The 15,588-nt window shown below is 51.8% G+C and carries 15 protein-coding genes and 1 riboswitch; of the genes, 12 read left to right on the top strand and 3 right to left on the bottom strand.

The annotated features are described in order from the left end of the window. The first annotated feature begins 3 nt into the window (after positions 1–3). Together NSQ24_RS19815 and NSQ24_RS19810 are read left to right on the top strand one after the other, a co-directional pair. Positions 4–1,059, top strand: coding sequence for a spermidine/putrescine ABC transporter substrate-binding protein (locus NSQ24_RS19815; RefSeq protein WP_003388964.1), 1,056 nt, complete (start codon positions 4–6; stop codon positions 1,057–1,059). 189 nt (positions 1,060–1,248) lie between these two features. Continuing rightward, the gene (locus tag NSQ24_RS19810) at positions 1,249–2,073 is read left to right on the top strand and encodes an alpha/beta hydrolase (protein WP_327969798.1); all 825 of its coding nucleotides are present in this window, start codon (positions 1,249–1,251) and stop codon (positions 2,071–2,073) included. 74 nt (positions 2,074–2,147) lie between these two features. On the opposite strand, the gene NSQ24_RS19805 is transcribed toward NSQ24_RS19810, so the two are convergent. After that, the gene (locus NSQ24_RS19805; RefSeq protein WP_003388966.1) at positions 2,148–3,038 is read right to left on the bottom strand and encodes a LysR family transcriptional regulator; all 891 of its coding nucleotides are present in this window, start codon (positions 3,036–3,038) and stop codon (positions 2,148–2,150) included. Between the two features lie 154 nt (positions 3,039–3,192). On the opposite strand from NSQ24_RS19805, the gene dat reads away from it, so the two are divergent. The 10 genes from dat (at position 3,193) to NSQ24_RS19755 (ending at position 12,546) form a co-directional block, all read left to right on the top strand. Further along, positions 3,193–4,047, top strand: coding sequence for a D-amino-acid transaminase (gene dat, locus NSQ24_RS19800; RefSeq protein WP_003388967.1), 855 nt, complete (start codon positions 3,193–3,195; stop codon positions 4,045–4,047). 77 nt (positions 4,048–4,124) lie between these two features. Continuing rightward, positions 4,125–5,048: a dipeptidase gene (locus NSQ24_RS19795; protein WP_003388968.1), complete on the top strand. Its 924-nt coding sequence runs from the start codon at positions 4,125–4,127 to the stop codon at positions 5,046–5,048. A 28-nt stretch (positions 5,049–5,076) separates the two neighbouring features. Continuing rightward, positions 5,077–6,144: a P1 family peptidase gene (locus NSQ24_RS19790; RefSeq protein ID WP_251255126.1), complete on the top strand. Its 1,068-nt coding sequence runs from the start codon at positions 5,077–5,079 to the stop codon at positions 6,142–6,144. Between the two features lie 2 nt (positions 6,145–6,146). Continuing rightward, on the top strand, positions 6,147–7,463 hold the full coding sequence (locus NSQ24_RS19785) for a serine hydrolase domain-containing protein (protein ID WP_031931862.1): 1,317 nt from the start codon (positions 6,147–6,149) through the stop codon (positions 7,461–7,463). 157 nt (positions 7,464–7,620) lie between these two features. Beyond that, positions 7,621–7,839 (top strand): WYL domain-containing protein, encoded by a 219-nt coding sequence (locus NSQ24_RS19780; RefSeq protein WP_243014037.1) that lies wholly within the window; start codon positions 7,621–7,623, stop codon positions 7,837–7,839. A gap of 138 nt (positions 7,840–7,977) precedes the next feature. Beyond that, positions 7,978–8,340 carry a VOC family protein gene (locus NSQ24_RS19775; RefSeq protein WP_251255703.1) on the top strand — a complete coding sequence of 121 codons (363 nt, stop codon included), beginning with the start codon at positions 7,978–7,980 and terminating at the stop codon, positions 8,338–8,340. Between the two features lie 147 nt (positions 8,341–8,487). Continuing rightward, positions 8,488–8,718 (top strand): hypothetical protein, encoded by a 231-nt coding sequence (locus tag NSQ24_RS19770; protein ID WP_171506416.1) that lies wholly within the window; start codon positions 8,488–8,490, stop codon positions 8,716–8,718. A gap of 270 nt (positions 8,719–8,988) precedes the next feature. Continuing rightward, positions 8,989–10,059, top strand: coding sequence for a ribosome small subunit-dependent GTPase A (rsgA, locus tag NSQ24_RS19765; RefSeq protein ID WP_003388975.1), 1,071 nt, complete (start codon positions 8,989–8,991; stop codon positions 10,057–10,059). 192 nt (positions 10,060–10,251) lie between these two features. Further along, positions 10,252–10,352: riboswitch (purine riboswitch) on the top strand. Positions 10,353–10,538: 186 nt separating this feature from the next. Then, on the top strand, positions 10,539–11,132 hold the full coding sequence (locus NSQ24_RS19760) for a xanthine phosphoribosyltransferase (RefSeq protein ID WP_003388976.1): 594 nt from the start codon (positions 10,539–10,541) through the stop codon (positions 11,130–11,132). A 106-nt stretch (positions 11,133–11,238) separates the two neighbouring features. Beyond that, positions 11,239–12,546: a nucleobase:cation symporter-2 family protein gene (locus tag NSQ24_RS19755; protein ID WP_122957889.1), complete on the top strand. Its 1,308-nt coding sequence runs from the start codon at positions 11,239–11,241 to the stop codon at positions 12,544–12,546. A 685-nt stretch (positions 12,547–13,231) separates the two neighbouring features. Here NSQ24_RS19755 and istB read toward each other — a convergent pair. Continuing rightward, positions 13,232–13,975 (bottom strand): IS21-like element helper ATPase IstB, encoded by a 744-nt coding sequence (istB, locus tag NSQ24_RS19750; RefSeq protein WP_025846873.1) that lies wholly within the window; start codon positions 13,973–13,975, stop codon positions 13,232–13,234. Then, positions 13,972–15,480 (bottom strand): IS21 family transposase, encoded by a 1,509-nt coding sequence (gene istA, locus NSQ24_RS19745; RefSeq protein ID WP_251256056.1) that lies wholly within the window; start codon positions 15,478–15,480, stop codon positions 13,972–13,974. Before istA ends, istB begins: the two co-directional genes overlap by 4 nt. Positions 15,481–15,588: the final 108 nt, after the last annotated feature.

Raw genomic sequence — 15,588 nt, 5'->3', positions numbered from 1 at the left:
AAGATGAAAAAGTGGAAATCCCTGATGATTGGCGCCGTGGCCGCCGCTCTTGCCGTTACTGCCGCAGGCTGTTCTTCTTCTTCTACCGAAGAGGAGCAGGTGCTGAATATCTACAGCTGGGCAGACAACTTCAATCCTGACGTGATCAAGGACTTTGAACAGAAGTACAACGTCAAGGTAAACTACGATATTTACGGCAGCAACGAAGAAATGCTGGCGAAAATCCAGGCGGGCGCATCCGGCTACGACCTGATCCAGCCGTCGGATTACATGGTAGCCACCATGATCAAGCTGGGGCTTCTGGAAGAACTGAACAAAGAAAATATCCCGAACGAAAAAAATATTGTTTCTACCTTCCAAACGCCGCCGTTCGACCCGGGCAACAAGCATTCGCTCGTCTACACCTGGGGAATTACGGGAATCGCGTACAACAAAAAGTACGTGAAAGGCGAGATCACCAGCTGGCAGGACCTGTGGAATCCGGAGTACAAAGGCCGTGTCATCATGCTCAACGACCCGCGTGAGGTCATGGGCGTCGGGCTGATCAAAAACGGGTTTTCCAACAGCACCAAGGACAAGGGCGAGCTGGAAAAAGCATTTGCAGACCTAAAAACGCTTTTGCCGAGCGTAGTCGCTTTTGACACGGACAACATCAAGCAAAAAATGATCGCAGAGGAAGCGTGGATCGGTACAGTCTGGTCCGGCGACGCAGCGATCATCAACGGCGAGAACCCGGATGTCGAATACGTCGTGCCGAAAGAGGGCGCAACGATCTGGGCAGACACCCTGGCAATTCCGAAAGGCGCCAAGCACAAGGAGCTGGCGGAGAAGTTCATCAACTACCTGATGGACCCGGAAGTAAGCGTGAAAAACTACGAGTGGATCGGCTACAGCAATCCGAACGAAAAGGCCTATCCGCTGCACAGCGAAGAATACCGCGCAAACAAGATGATCTTCCTGGATAAAGAGGACATGGCTCGCGCAGAGTGGCTCGTTGACGTAGGGGATACCCTCCAGGAGTACGACCGCTACTGGACAGAGATGAAGAGCGGCCGCTAAGAGACGAGTGGCTTCGTTGTACAGGATGGGACATAAGGTTTGACAACAGCAGCAGCCGAGCAGAAAATTTGTTTTCTGCTCAGGCTGCTTTTTTCGTTGCGCGATAAAATTGTGAAAAATATATGTTCCTTCGATATTTTCTGGATATTTAACGGCATCTGTGAGATAGTGAAAGGGAGGTGACAAAAAATGGGAAAAACTTCAGGGAGAGCAGCGGGGTTTATAGAAGCAAACGGCACGTCTTTTTACTATGAAGCGTGTGGCGAAGGAGAGCCTCTTCTATTGATTCACGGTCTCAATTTGGACACGCGGATGTGGGCCGAGCAGCTTTCCGCCTTTTCCGAGCGGTATCGGGTCATCAGCTTTGACCTGCGAGGGATGGGACAGACACCGAATGCAGAAGAGCCGTTTACCCTCTACGATGATGCCAGAGCAGTGCTGCAAGGACTCGGGATAGCCGCGGCTCGCGTTGTCGGCCACTCCTTTGGCAGTGTAGTCGCACAGGAGCTTGTCCTGGCCTACCCGGAGATGGTGAAAAGCCTTGTGCTCGTATCTCCGACCTTGACAGGGTATCCGCGGTCTGAGCGAAGGATGCAGGATTTTGCCCGCTTTGTCGAAATCTATGAAACAGGTACAAAGGGAGAGACCGTAGAAATGTCGGCCCGGATGTGGTTTGACGGGCCAGGACAAGCAGCACGGGATGAAAGCCAGCAGGCGAGAGCAAAGTACCTCCAAATGACAGCGCACGCTTACGATCTGCCGCAGCTGAAAAACCCGCCGCTCTGGCTTGCGCCTCCTCCGATTGAGCGACTTGAAGAGATCGCTGTGCCTACGCTGGTGATCGCTGGGCAGAAAGATTACGAAGACTTCCAAAAGATGGCGGAGGAGCTTGAAGCGCGGATTCCAAACGCTGAAAAAATCCTTCTTCCAGACTCGGCCCATCTCCCGCCAATGGATCAAGCCCCTGTATTTAACCGGATTGTCCTGTCGTTTTTGGAACAGGCACGACAGTAATGAGCTGTTTCAATCGGCCCATCTGCAGCGTTTTGCAGGCGGACAAGCATGCAGTCAGGCAGTCAAGCATGCCGTCATCCTTTGGTCCGGTTGGCAATCAAAAAGTCAATAAATGTCTTTGTAATTCCGTTTATCGTCGCGTCTTTGTGGTAAATCAGCTCAAAATTCCGATTGATATGCGGCAGGCTCAGCACTTCCACTTCCTTTAAGTCAGCCGCTGCTACTTCCTCCTGAATCGAGAAACGCGGCAAGAAGGCGATTCCCAGTCTCTGCTTCACCATGCGTTTGACCACTTCGATATTGTCCGCTTCCATCACAACATTGTTCTCTAGCTGATAATGGCTGAACGCTCCATTGACCAGCGTCCAGTCCAGAGATCCCCTGTTAAACAAAATCAGCTTTTCTCGCGACACGTCCTCAAGCGTAACTTGTGTTTTGTTTTGAAACGGGTGATCCGGATAGACAGCCAGCACCATTTCGTCAGGCATGAGCTGGACCCGCTTGATTTGGGGATGATTCACTGCTCGCGCGATCCCGAACGACACCTCATGGCGCAGCACCATCTCCAGGACTTGATGGGAGTGACCCGTGAAAATTGTCAGCTTGATCTTGGGGTAGAGCTGCGTAAATTTTTCCACCAGCTCTGGCAAAATGTAAAAAGCGGCCACGAATACAGCGGAGATGACCAGCTCGCCTTCCAGACGGCCGAATGAACGCTGGATCGCCATCTGCCCGTCCTGCAGCGATTGCAGTACGCTCTTGGCGTATGGGAGAAAAACATCCCCCTCCCGCGTGAGAAAAACGGTATTGCCGGAACGCTGGAACAACTTGCAGCCCAGTGTGTTCTCCAGCGCTTTGATCCGCATGCTGACGGTCGGCTGTGACAAGTACAAAAGATCGGCTGTTTTGCTGAAGCTGCCGGTTAGTGCGACAAAAATAAAAGCTTCGATTTGCTCCGCATTCATGTTGAACCCCTCATTGAAAATGTTAATAACGCATATGGCATTATTCTATTGGATTCGTGCGAAAAAATACATTACTTTGAAAGGGAGGATGGCTGCTTGCCGCAAGCGGCCAGGGAAACACCGTTACTTATCTAACTGAAGGAGGATAATTGAGATGAGCGTAGCTTATTTTAACGGTACATTTGTTGATTCAAACGATCCGGTGGTTCCAATAGATGAGAGAGGACATCAATTTGGCGATGGCGTCTACGAGCTTATAAGGATCTATAATAGCAAGCCGTTTATGCTGGAAGAGCATCTCGACCGGCTGTATATGAGTGCAAAAGCGATCGCATTGCCGTTTGACCAGGAGCGCGAGAGCTTCAAGGAGATCATCTTTCAGTTGATCGAGCGAAGCGGTCTGGACAATTTGGATGTCTATATGCAAATTACAAGAGGCATGGCTCCGCGCAATCACCTCTTCCCGGATGCGCCTGTTTCAATTTCGATGACAGCCAAGCCTTTTCGCAGCATCCCGCCAGAGCTGAGGGAGAAGGGAGCAAAGGCAATCCTGCATCCAGACGAACGCTGGATGAATTGCTATATCAAATCGCTCAACCTTTTGCCGAATATTTTGGCGAAGCAGGAGGCGCACAAGGCAGGCTGCCTGGAGGCGATCCTCCATCGGGATGGAAAGCTGACCGAAGGAACCAGCACCAATGTATATGTCATCAAGGATTCCCGTATCCAGACCACGCCGCTGTCCCGCCATATTCTCGCAGGGATTACGCGAATGGCTGTTCAGAAAATCGCTATGGAGGCCGCAATACCCTTTGAGGAGAAGCACGTGGACATCGAGGAGCTGTACGAGGCAGATGAAGTGTTCATCACCAGTACAACCAACGAGGTGATGCCAATCGTCCAGGTTGGCGACAAGCTTATTGGAGATGGACAGCCAGGGCCGATGACCCGGTTGCTCCAGCGGCACTTCCAGGAATTGACGACGACAACGGTGTCTGCTGACGCATAACGATCTAAACGAAGCACTCCGGATGGTCGATTTGTTGAAAGAGCCTGATATACCTGCTCGGAAAGGAACGATAAGCGATGAACATCGTAGATTTTCACTGTGATGCCCTTTATAAAATGTGGAAAAGCAAGGAACCTCTTTCATTCAGGGATTCTGCTGAGCTGCACACCAATCTGGAGCGTTTGAAGCAAGGGAGGGTAAAGCTTCAATGCTTTGCCCTCTACGTGCCGCCGCAATTGAAATCCGAGCAGCAATTTCAAGCAGTGCTGGACCAGATCGACTACTTTTACGAGGAGGTCCTGAAGCAGCCCGAGATGAAGCACGTCAAGGAATGGGCCGACCTCGACACTCTGGGGGACGGCGAGATCGGGGCGATGCTGACGCTGGAGGGCGTGGATGCGATCGGCAATGATTTGAAAAAGCTTCGCATCCTGTTCCAACTCGGCGTGCGTTCTGTCGGGCTGACCTGGAATTTTGCCAACCTGGCCGCCGATGGCGCATTGGAAAAGCGAAATGCCGGCTTGACAGCGTTCGGTAAGGAAATCGTCCGCTTAAACAACGAGCACAAGGTGCTGACCGACGTTTCCCATCTGTGCGAGCAGAGCTTTTGGGATGTCATGGAGCTGGCGGACTATCCGATCGCCAGCCACTCCAACGCCAGGGCGATTTGCGACCATCCGCGCAACCTGTACGATGAGCAGGCCAAAGCGATGTTTGACAAGGGCGGGATGATCCATATCGTCTACTATCCGCATTTTGTCAAGAAGGGCGGGCAGGCGACGATCGATGACCTGATCCGCCATATCGACCACTTTTGTTCGCTGGGCGGTGTCCGCCAGATCGGCCTTGGCTCCGACTTTGACGGGATTGAAAGCTTTGTGGAGGGGCTGGAGCATGCAGGGATGATTGACAACCTGCTCAACGAACTATTGAAGCGTTATTCAGAAAGCGAAGTGCGGGGCTTTGCCAGCGAAAACTTCCTGCAGCGGCGCCCGCGTTAACGAAGAGCAGACAGAGGGGCTTTTGGATATGAATCGGAAAAAAATTCGCGATCGCGGCATCGTCATCGGGAAGCTGCCGACCGGCAGGAAAAATTGCTTGACGGATGTGGAGGGCGTCCTGGTAGGACATGTGACGCTTGATTATTCGCTGGAATCGGGCGAAGGGGAGTACGTCTGTACAGGAGTGACAGCGATCCTTCCGCACAGCGGCAGCCTCTTTCGCGAAAAGGTGACAGCAGCAAGCTATGTGTTCAACGGCTTCGGGAAGACGACCGGACTGGTTCAGGTAAACGAGCTGGGGGTACTGGAGTCGCCGATCATGCTGACCAATACGTTTTCCGTACCGGCTGTCACCCAGGGGACGCTCAGCTACATGCTGGAGCAAAACAGCGAAATCGGCGATACCACGGGGACGGTCAACATCGTCGTGGGAGAATGCAACGACGGCCATCTCAATTCGATCAGGGCGTGTGCAGTAAAGCCGGAGCATGCGATCGAAGCGATCAGACGGGCGTCGGCGGAGCCAGCGGAGGAAGGGGCCGTCGGCGCTGGAAAAGGAATGGTCTGCTTTGGACACAAAGGCGGGATCGGAACCTCCTCGCGGCTTATCCGGACGCAAGAGGGGGAGTACACGGTAGGCGTACTCGTGCTGAGCAACTTCGGCAAGCCCGAAGACTTCCAGTCTGAGCGGTACGAGTGGCTCCGTTCGTCAGGGGTCCGCCCGCTGGACAACCCGCCGGACGGATCGATCATCATCGTGCTGGGCACGGACGCGCCGCTCAGCGACCGCCAACTGCTCCGCGTGGCCAAGCGGACGGGCATCGGACTGGGCCGGACGGGCAGCCATTACAGTCACGGCAGCGGCGACATTTGCATCGCCTTTTCAACAGCGCATAAAATCCCCCATGCAGCGGAGCAGATAACGGAAGCGAGGACCCAGCTTCGCGAGGACCACCCGGTAATGAATCAACTGTTCGCCGCAGCCAGTGAAGCGACGGAGGAAGCGATCCTCAATTCTCTTTCTCAGGCCGTCACGACGACAGGGAGAGGCGGCCGGACGATTTATGCGCATCCATTCGCCGAACAGGGGGAATAGCCGTGAGTGCAGGCCAGTGGCCGCTTTTTGAGGAGTATATGTCCCGCAAAATGGAAGAGGAGAGAATCGCAGGGGCGGCGGTTGCCGTCTCCCGGCATGGAGAGCTGCTGTTTCAAAAAGGCTTCGGCGTGCGCGATCTGGAAACGAAGGAACCGGTCACGCCGGATACGGTATTTGGCATCGCATCCGTGACGAAGTCCTTTACGGCGATGGCGGTCATGCAGCTGGCAGAGGAAGGGAAGCTGTCCATCGAAGATCCGGTCAACGCTTATTTGCCGGAATTTTCTCTGGCATCGCTAGAGGACACCTCCAGCGTCTGCATTCATCATTTGCTGAGCCACACGACCGGCCTCGCGCCGATTCGCCGCAGAGAGGAATTGTGCAGGCTGTCGGACCATCTGGAGTACCTGGCCGGGGAGCCGCACGAGCTGCTGGGCAGACCGGGCGAGTATTTCAGCTACTGCAACGACACTTTTTTGCTGCTGGGGCTGATTGTCGAGAGAGTGACAGGGCGCCTGTTCCGCAGGCATGTGACCAGCAGGCTGCTTGACCCTTTGGAGATGAACCGCTCCACCTTTAGCCTGGAAGAGGTGAAACGGCTGTCCGACGTATCGGTTCCTTATGTCAAGGATTCGGACGGCAATGGCCTGAAGAGGGCGGACTGGCCCCTGCTGGGCAATTATGAGGTAGGGGGAGGCATCCGCTCCAATGTCCGGGATTTGCTCAAATACGGTCAGCTTTACATAAACGGCGGATATTGCCAGGGGGAAAACATCGTCAGCGAGGCTTCGCTCAGACGGATGTGGCACCCGGTCCACAAGATCGGCAGAAACACGTACTACGGGTACGCGCTGAAGTCGACTCTAGGCCGGGAAGGAATGACGCTTGTCGAGCACGGGGGCTCGCAGCCGGGCGTTTCGTCCCACTTCGGCTTTGTGCCCGAAGAGGGAATTGTCGCGGTCGTCTTGACCAATGTCGCGGATGTGCCCGTCCGGGATTTGTGGCTCGCTGCTGTCCGCAACGCCCTGGGCCTTCCGTTGGAGCAGCAGGAGAAAGAGCCGGAATACGAGGCATCTGTCGAGGAGCTGGAGCGCTTTGTGGGCACCTATGCCTGCGCGGAAGGCAGCAGCGTACGTATAACCTTTGCAGGCGGAATGCTGCAAGCGGAAATGGCCGGCGAACAGTTCGCGCTTCGGGCGAGTGACAGCCGTACGCTGGTCATCCGGAAGCACGAGATGCCGCTTCCGTTTTTCTGGAAAGAGGGAGAAAAAGCATGGGCTGTTCTCCTTGGTTCTCGGATGTTGACGAGAAAGAAATAGCGGTTCGCATGGGCTTGTTCGCATGCGGAAACAAGACCTCTTTGGAGGGCGAATGCAGGCACGAATGCTCTGTAGTCCGCTCTTTGAAGGGGTTTCTTGCTTTTATCAGGCGTGTTCGTTATAATGGGAACAAATGTTCTTGTGTGGTGGTGACATCATGAGAAGCGAATTGGAGCGATATTGCCAGCGGCAGCAGACGGTCGAGCTGATCTACTTGAGCCGCTCCGGCGAGACGACCAAGCGAGCTGTAAATATTATTGCGGTAAACGGAGACCGGATAAAGGCGTACTGCTATACCCGCCGCGCATACCGGGTGTTTTGTCTGGCCAACATCCTGGCAGTTGCACCTCGCGACGATCAGGCAGCGGGCATGTGAGGAGGCCTGTCTGTTTATTCTGGGGAACCTATGCGTAGGCACGGTCATCCGTGTGCAGAATGTATGGTATATGGTATGGTAAATACGGCTACATTCATCTTTGCGACTACATTCATTTACTACAGGAGGCACATCGTTATGATTAAAAAAATTGCTACAGTGGCTGTTTACGTGGCGGATCAGGCGAAGGCTCGCGAGTTTTGGACCGAGAAGGTGGGGTTTGTCGTACATCGAGACGAGCCGATGACCCCCAATGCCTCGTGGCTGGAAGTCGGTCCAGAGGGAGCCGAGTCGCATCTCGTCATCTATCCCAAAGCGATGATGCCCGGATCTGAGCAGATGAAGGCCTCGATCGTATTCGAATGCGAAGACATCGACAAAGCCTATCAGGAAATGAGCCAAAGGGGCGTAATCTTTTTGGAGGAGCCAAAGAAAATGGCCTGGGGCAGCTTCGCCCGGTTCAAGGATGCGGATGGAAACGAATTTCTCTTGAAAGGCTGATACCACTGTTGCTCTATCGTTCTGTGACTTGCGGCAGCATGGCGGGTGCGGGCATTGCGTAAACCAGCATTGCGTGAACCAGAACTGCAACTCGTGCTATACTGTTAGGACAGGTAGAAAATAACAGAACGGAAGGAGAGCGATGGAGTGGAGATCTTTATTGGCGTACTTGTCGCATTTGTGCTGCTCATCGGATTTATGTCGCTAGCCTTTAAGAAAGAAGGACCTGGAAGACGTCATGCCTCCGGAGGAGACTCAGGCGGAGCCACGTCGTTTTACAATGACAACGACAGAACCCGCGATTCCGACAGCTCCTGGGGAGACGGAGGGGCCAGCGACAGCGGCGGGGGAGATGGCGGCGGCGGTGGCGGAGATTAGGCCAGTGAAAAAATTTCTGGCTGCCGATGGAAGCTGTCAGGCATCCGTGTTACAATGATTGGGAAATCATGACGTACGGATCGGGGAACCGGTCTGAAAGGAGAGATGTTTTATGGTATGCATGATGATTGTCGAGAAGAGCATTGCAGCAAGGGTCACAGGAAAGATCCTCCTTTCAGTCGGGCAGTAACCGTTCTTTAAGTGAGGATTTCCTGTGGCCGGTTTTGGAAAGACATCCAAATCAAAACCGAATGCAGGAGGAATCCGCACGTGAACCAATATCTAAAGTCTTTGGGCTGGAACGATTTTTTTGCCGGCCATGTTTCCCCTTTTATCGAGCAGGGATTTGAAGTAGGGCGTATCGCTCTTGAACATAAAAGGCTGTATCGGATTTTGACCGAACACGGCGAGCTGTTGGGCGAGGTTTCCGGAAAGCTTCGCTATGAAGCCGCTGGCCGAGAAGACTACCCCGCTGTGGGCGACTGGGTAGTGATCAGCGCCCGGCCTCATGAACAAAAGGCCACGATTCACGCGATTCTGCCGCGCAAAAGCAAGTTTTCCCGAAAGGCTGCCGGCGAAGGCGTCGAAGAACAGATCGTCGCTACCAACGTGGATACCGTTTTTCTCGTGAACGCTCTAAACAACGACTACAATTTGCGCCGCTTGGAACGCTATCTGATTTTGGCTTGGGAAAGCGGAGCCAGTCCCGTGATTGTACTGAGCAAATCCGATCTGTGCGACGACCTGGAAAACAAGATCGCCGAGGTAGAGTCAGTGGCAGTCGGAGTGCCGGTCCATGCGATCAGCTCGGAGCAGGGAGAGGGGCTCGATGCCTTGGCACCGTATTTGGGAGAGGGGAAGACAGTCGCTCTTCTCGGCTCTTCAGGTGTGGGGAAATCCACCTTGATCAACCGCCTGTCCGGAAGGAATGTCCAGCTCGTCAAAGAAGTACGCGAGGGAGATGACCGCGGGCGGCATACGACGACCCATCGCGAGCTGTTTCAGCTGCCTGGCGGCGGCCTGATGATCGATACGCCGGGGATGCGCGAGCTGCAGCTCTGGGAGGGAGACGAAGGCTTTCGCGATGCCTTCGACGACATCGAGACGCTGGCCGCCCAGTGCCGCTTCAGCGATTGCCTCCACGCCAAGGAGCCCGGCTGTGCGATTCGGCTGGCGATCGAAGAAGGCACACTGGATCGTTCCCGTTTTGACAGCTACCGAAAATTGCAGCGAGAGCTGGCCCATCAGGCGCGCAAAGAGGATGCCAGGATGCGGGCAGCCGAAAAAGACAAATGGAAAAAGATCAACATGGCTCTCCGGCAAACGAAGCCAAAGCGGTAGCCGTCTGCCGCGTCTGCAATCACAATCGGATCGGTGCCTTTTACACACCGGATCACATTGGCCCCCTTTGCAAGGCAAGGGGGTTTTTTCTATGTATGGCCGTTTCATTTTCAGCACGGGCTCGTGCTTTTCCTGAATTCCAAAAAATACGCTTGCCCCTTTCATAGCGGATATGATAGATTTGTCAGTATCAATTGAACATAGCTGATGACTCGTATAATTTTGGGAATTGGCCCATGAGTTTCTACCGGGTGACCGTAAATCGCCTGACTACGAGTGAACGAGCGACCAGGAGTTAGTCCTTTACCCGTAGCGGGAAACAGCCTCCTGCTGTCGCTTGCACGTTTTCGTGACCCCTGAAGGGATGTGCCCGGAGGGACAGGTTTCACTTGGAGTCGGTTTGAAAGACCGGCGAGTGGACTGTCTCGTCTGGGCTTTTTTGTTTCCATATAGATGAAAAATGGATAGGAGGAAATCGTGTGAAAGAATTGCAAGAGCGAATCATTCGGGACGGGCGAGCGCTGTCCGAAACTGTATTAAAGGTGGATGCTTTTCTTAATCATCAGGTTGATGCGGAGCTGACGATGAAAATTGGGCAAGCATTTGCGGATCTTTTCCGTTCGGAGAAAGTGACCAAGGTCCTGACGGTGGAGGCGAGCGGTATTCATTTTGCTCTTGCAACGGCGTATGCGCTGGGGGTTCCATTCGTTTACGCGAAAAAGAAAAAAGCGGTGACACTCTCCGATGACGTGTACTCTGCGCCTGTCTATTCCTTTACCCGGAAGGAGAACTACCAGATCAGCATCGCCAAGCAATACCTCAGCGCAGAAGAGCGCGTCCTGATCGTGGATGATTTTCTGGCGACAGGAGCAGCTTTGGTTGGACTGACACAAATCGTCGCAGATGCCGGCGCTCACCTCGTCGGCGTGGGTGCTGTCGTAGAAAAAAGCTTCCAGGAAGGAAGAGGATTGCTGGAGAAAGCAGGCGTCCGGGTGGAATCGCTGGCACGGATCAAGTCGATGAAGCCGGGAGAAATTCATTTCGTAGAGACAACGCCGGTTCACACATCCTAAAAGCACCACATGATACATGCTGCTGTCGTGATCAATCGCGATTTACAGGTACTGTATAGCGAATCAACATATCCTGCGCAGTCAATAAAGGAGAGGAGTTACGTTCATGTTGTCCAAACAAAAAACGCTCACGCTGGGCATGCAGCATGTGCTGGCGATGTACGCCGGAGCGGTCATCGTTCCTCTGATCATCGGGGATGCGCTGAATTTGACCCCGACGCAGATTGCATACCTGATCGCCGCTGATTTGTTTACCAGCGGGATTGCGACACTGCTGCAGGTGATCGGTACGCGCTATACCGGCATCAAGCTTCCTGTCGTTCTGGGCTGTACCTTCACAGCGGTCGGACCGATTATCGCCATTGCGTCGTCCAGTAACCTGGCCACGGCCTATGGAGCCATTATTTTATCCGGATTATTTGTCGTGCTGGCCGCTCCGCTGTTCGGCAAGCTGCTTCGGTTCTTTCCTACCGTTGTACAAGGTTCCGTGGTTACGATTATCGGGTTGTCGCTGATTCCTGTGGCAATGAACAATGTGGCCGGAGGAGCGGGCAATCCCGATTTTGGACATCCGCGCAATCTTCTCTTGGCACTGGGGACACTGGTTGTCATCCTGCTTGTCAATCGCCTGTTTAGTGGCTTTATTCGCGCTATTTCAGTGCTGATCGGACTTGCAGCAGGCACGCTGGCCGCGTACTTCATGGGAATGGTCAGCTTTGAAAGCGTGGCATCCGCTTCCTGGGTGAGCGTCGTTCAGCCGTTTTATTTCGGCGTACCTGAATTCAATATCGTTGCCATCGTGACGATGATTCTCGTCAACATTATCAGCATGGCGGAATCAACAGGAGTTTACTTCGCATTGGGCAAGGTGACCGATAAAGAAGTGACGAAGCAAGATGTCGTCAAAGGGCTGCGCGGGGAAGGCGTGGCGATTGCGCTCGGCGGTATTTTCAATGCGTTCCCGTATACGGCCTTCTCGCAAAACGTAGGGCTCGTCTCGCTGACCGGCATCAAAAGCCGCGACGTCATGATCGGTGCTGGCGGAATCCTCGTCGTGCTGGGACTTTTGCCGAAGCTGGCCGCCCTGACGACGATCATTCCCGACCCGGTGCTCGGAGGAGCGATGATCGCGATGTTCGGGATGGTTGTAGCGTCCGGCATCAACATCCTGTCCCGCGTGGACCTGCGCCAAAACGAAAACCTCCTCATCGCGGCCTGCAGCATTGCTGTAGGACTCGGTTCCGCAGCAGTTCCAACGATGTTTGACCAATTGCCGAACATGCTGAAAATGCTGATGCAAAACGGCATTGTCACCGGTTCGTTGACCGCGGTTATTTTAAATATCGTGCTCATTCATACGAAGAAAGAGAACAGGCAGCCTGTTCCGGCAGCCTCGACTGTTCCAGAGGTGTGAATTTATTTTCGTTTCAAGAAAAAAAGATGCTCCCATGGTTTTACCAATGAGGAGCATCTTTTTTTCTTGGGACAGAAGAACGTGTGAAATTGGGAAATTACCCAAAAAGGGAATTCTTGGAGGTGAATTTAGGGCTAAATAAGTTCGACATTTTTTGTTCATTGCTCGAAAACCCAAACAGAAATAAATACCGTAGCATATTATCTTCTTAATAACAAATAACCCGTAAAGTAGCACTGTTTTTGATTGCCTTAAAATCAATGATAATTTAGTCAATTTCCATTAATGTTACTTTTTTGTAACCAAACATTACCTTTATTTTACTATTATGGGTTTTGGATATAGCTCACAAAGAATTGTCGAAGTGGCTTACTTCTTAGGTTATTACATCAGCTTATTAAATACAAATGGTAAGGAGGTGGCCATCTGGAAATATATCTAGTTAGGTTTTCTTGTTTTTAGATATCACCAAGTGAAACTAATGGCAAAAAAGTAAGGGACCATCGATCAAGACTTTTTAGTAGGTTATTTGTGTAAATAGGTAATTGCCTTAGGGTTAAGTAGAAAGGGGATTGTTAAAATGAAAATGTGAATGTCAATCAAAATGTTGACCACCGTGCTCATCAAAAAATTGACCACCATGGCAAAAATCAATCCACCCGTCGGGTGGGTAACTTTTTCATGATCACGATCTTTGAATGCTCTGCTTAAAGCGATAGCTGTCTCCATTCATTGCAAAGATATGGGCACGATGGGTAAGCCGATCAACCAGGGCTGACGTCATTTGCTCATCTTTGAAAATCTGTGTCCATTCCGTAAATTCCAGATTACTGGTAATGATCATGCTTCCTTTCTCATAGCGGGCCGCACAAAATTGGAATAATAACTCCGCCCCGGTCCGACTCAGAGGGACAAACCCGACTTCATCCAAAATAATCAAATCTGTTTTCAACCATTGCCTCTCTAGCTGGAGGATTCGCTTTTGGGACTGAGCTTCCATAAGCTCGTTACATATTTTAGCGGCAGTCCAAAACTGAACGGAATAGCCATGATGGCAAGCTTCCTTCCCGAGTGCAATGGAGAGATGAGTTTTGCCAGTGCCAGAGTTTCCGATAAACATGATGTTCTCTGCCTTTTCGATGTACTCACAACGAGCCAGTTGAAGCAATTTGGGCTTATTGAGGGACGGAATCGCCGAGAATTCAAATTGATCGAGCGTTTTCATAGAAGGGAATTTGGCGTGCTTGATGCGACTCGCGATTTGGTTAGCATCCCTTTGCTGAACTTCTTGCTCTAGTAGGGCTAAGAGGAACTCCTCGTAGGGAATTTGCCGTTCAGCAGCATCATGGGCGATTTCCTTATAGACACGTTTAATCGCAGGTAAGCGAAGGCGTTTCGCGTAGGTTTCAAGCAGGAAACTCGTACTCAATGAACCACACTCCTTTTCTGTAACAAACGATTGTACTGGCTAAGATCTGGGGCCTTTACCTGAATACGTGGAACAGAGCTATCCTCCGCCAACGAGAGTTGGGGCAAACGGTGTTCCGGCAATGTTCGCTGAAACAATAATTGCCTTACGGCATCATACTGGAACATCCCTTTTTGGCAGGCCTCCCCCAGTGCTTCTTCGACGAGAGAAGTATCGAATTCACGGTGCAAAAGCAAGAGTCGAACGAACTCCTTCATCCCTCCTGGTCGGTTACGGCACTTGTCCAAGAACTTTTGGTAAATGGCGGGTAATCCTGCCTGATGCAATGGTCTAGCATAAAGAACTGCTCCTGGGCGAATAAGAAGTAAATCCAGATAATGATCGTATTGCAAAATCTCCTTTCCTTTTTCCAAGCACCGCTCATGCGTCGCAATCAGGCTTTTTCCGTGATACACCTCAATTTTTTCAGCAAATACTCGGCAAATAAGTTGGGTCGATGCATAGGAAACCGGGACGGAATAGGCATTTTTTTCAATGTGGATCATGGATAGCGTATTGCTTTTCACGGGTACAACACGGAAACAATCCAATGGCCGTGGAGGCAATGGAAGCATGATGGGCAACTCTTGAACAAATGCTTCTCCAACCGTTAGGGAAGACCGGGGAACGGTTGTATTCTCGTAAGAGATACATTTTTCGAGGAGGATTTGATTTAGCTCCTCCAGAGAAGAAACACTAGGAACAGGTGCAAAAAATTGCCTCTGGGCAAACTGTACGAGGTTTTCCACTTGGCCTTTTTGATGCCCTTTTCCCGGATCACAGAAATAGCTTTCAAACAGGTAGTGGGCACGTAGCTGAATAAATCGCTCTTGTTCCTCGCGATTTTTGCCTTCCAATACCTTCTTAACGGCTGTTGTCAGGTTGTCGTATGTGATGACTTGGGGAACAGCACCGAAAAATTCAAAAGCATCTACATGACCTTGGAGAAGAGCCTCTTGCTTCTGATGAGCAAATGTCTTGATGAAAATCTTTCTGCTGTATGTGCAACGCATACAAAAGACTTGAACCTTCACTTGTTTCCCTTGTAAATGAACCGTAACCTCACCCCAGTCAAATTGGGCAAATCGCCCTGGCGGGAAATCAAGAGGGACAAATGCTTTAGGAGGAGAAACCCGCAACTCTCTGACGTAGCGTCGTACAGTAGATTCACCGCCGGTGAATCCATGTTCGTCAACGAGTCTCTGGTAAATACGTTTGGCAGTATGACGCTGCTTCGGGGGAGCCTGTTCATCTTGACGCAGCCATTCCAAGATGATGGGCTTGACAAAATCAATGACTGGCTTCGGCTTCGGTTTTGAAAGCTGGTATACAGGGATTTCCGTTGATGTCAAGGCTTTTCGTATCACTTGACGCGAGTAGCCAGTTTCGCGAGAAATTTGACGAATCGACTTCCCTAGCAGAAAGTGTTGTTTCCTGATAAACTCATAATTAGCCATCTGAAGCATTTCCTTTCCTCCTATATCTTGTTGTCTAGACAACTACAAGATACAGGAAAGAGGTGCTCAGGTGGTCAACTTTTTTATGAGCGATGTACCACTAGGTGGTCAATTATT

The organism is Brevibacillus sp. FSL L8-0520 (assembly GCF_037963895.1).
GTDB lineage: Bacteria > Bacillota > Bacilli > Brevibacillales > Brevibacillaceae > Brevibacillus > Brevibacillus borstelensis.
This window is presented reverse-complemented; position numbering and strand designations above follow the sequence as displayed.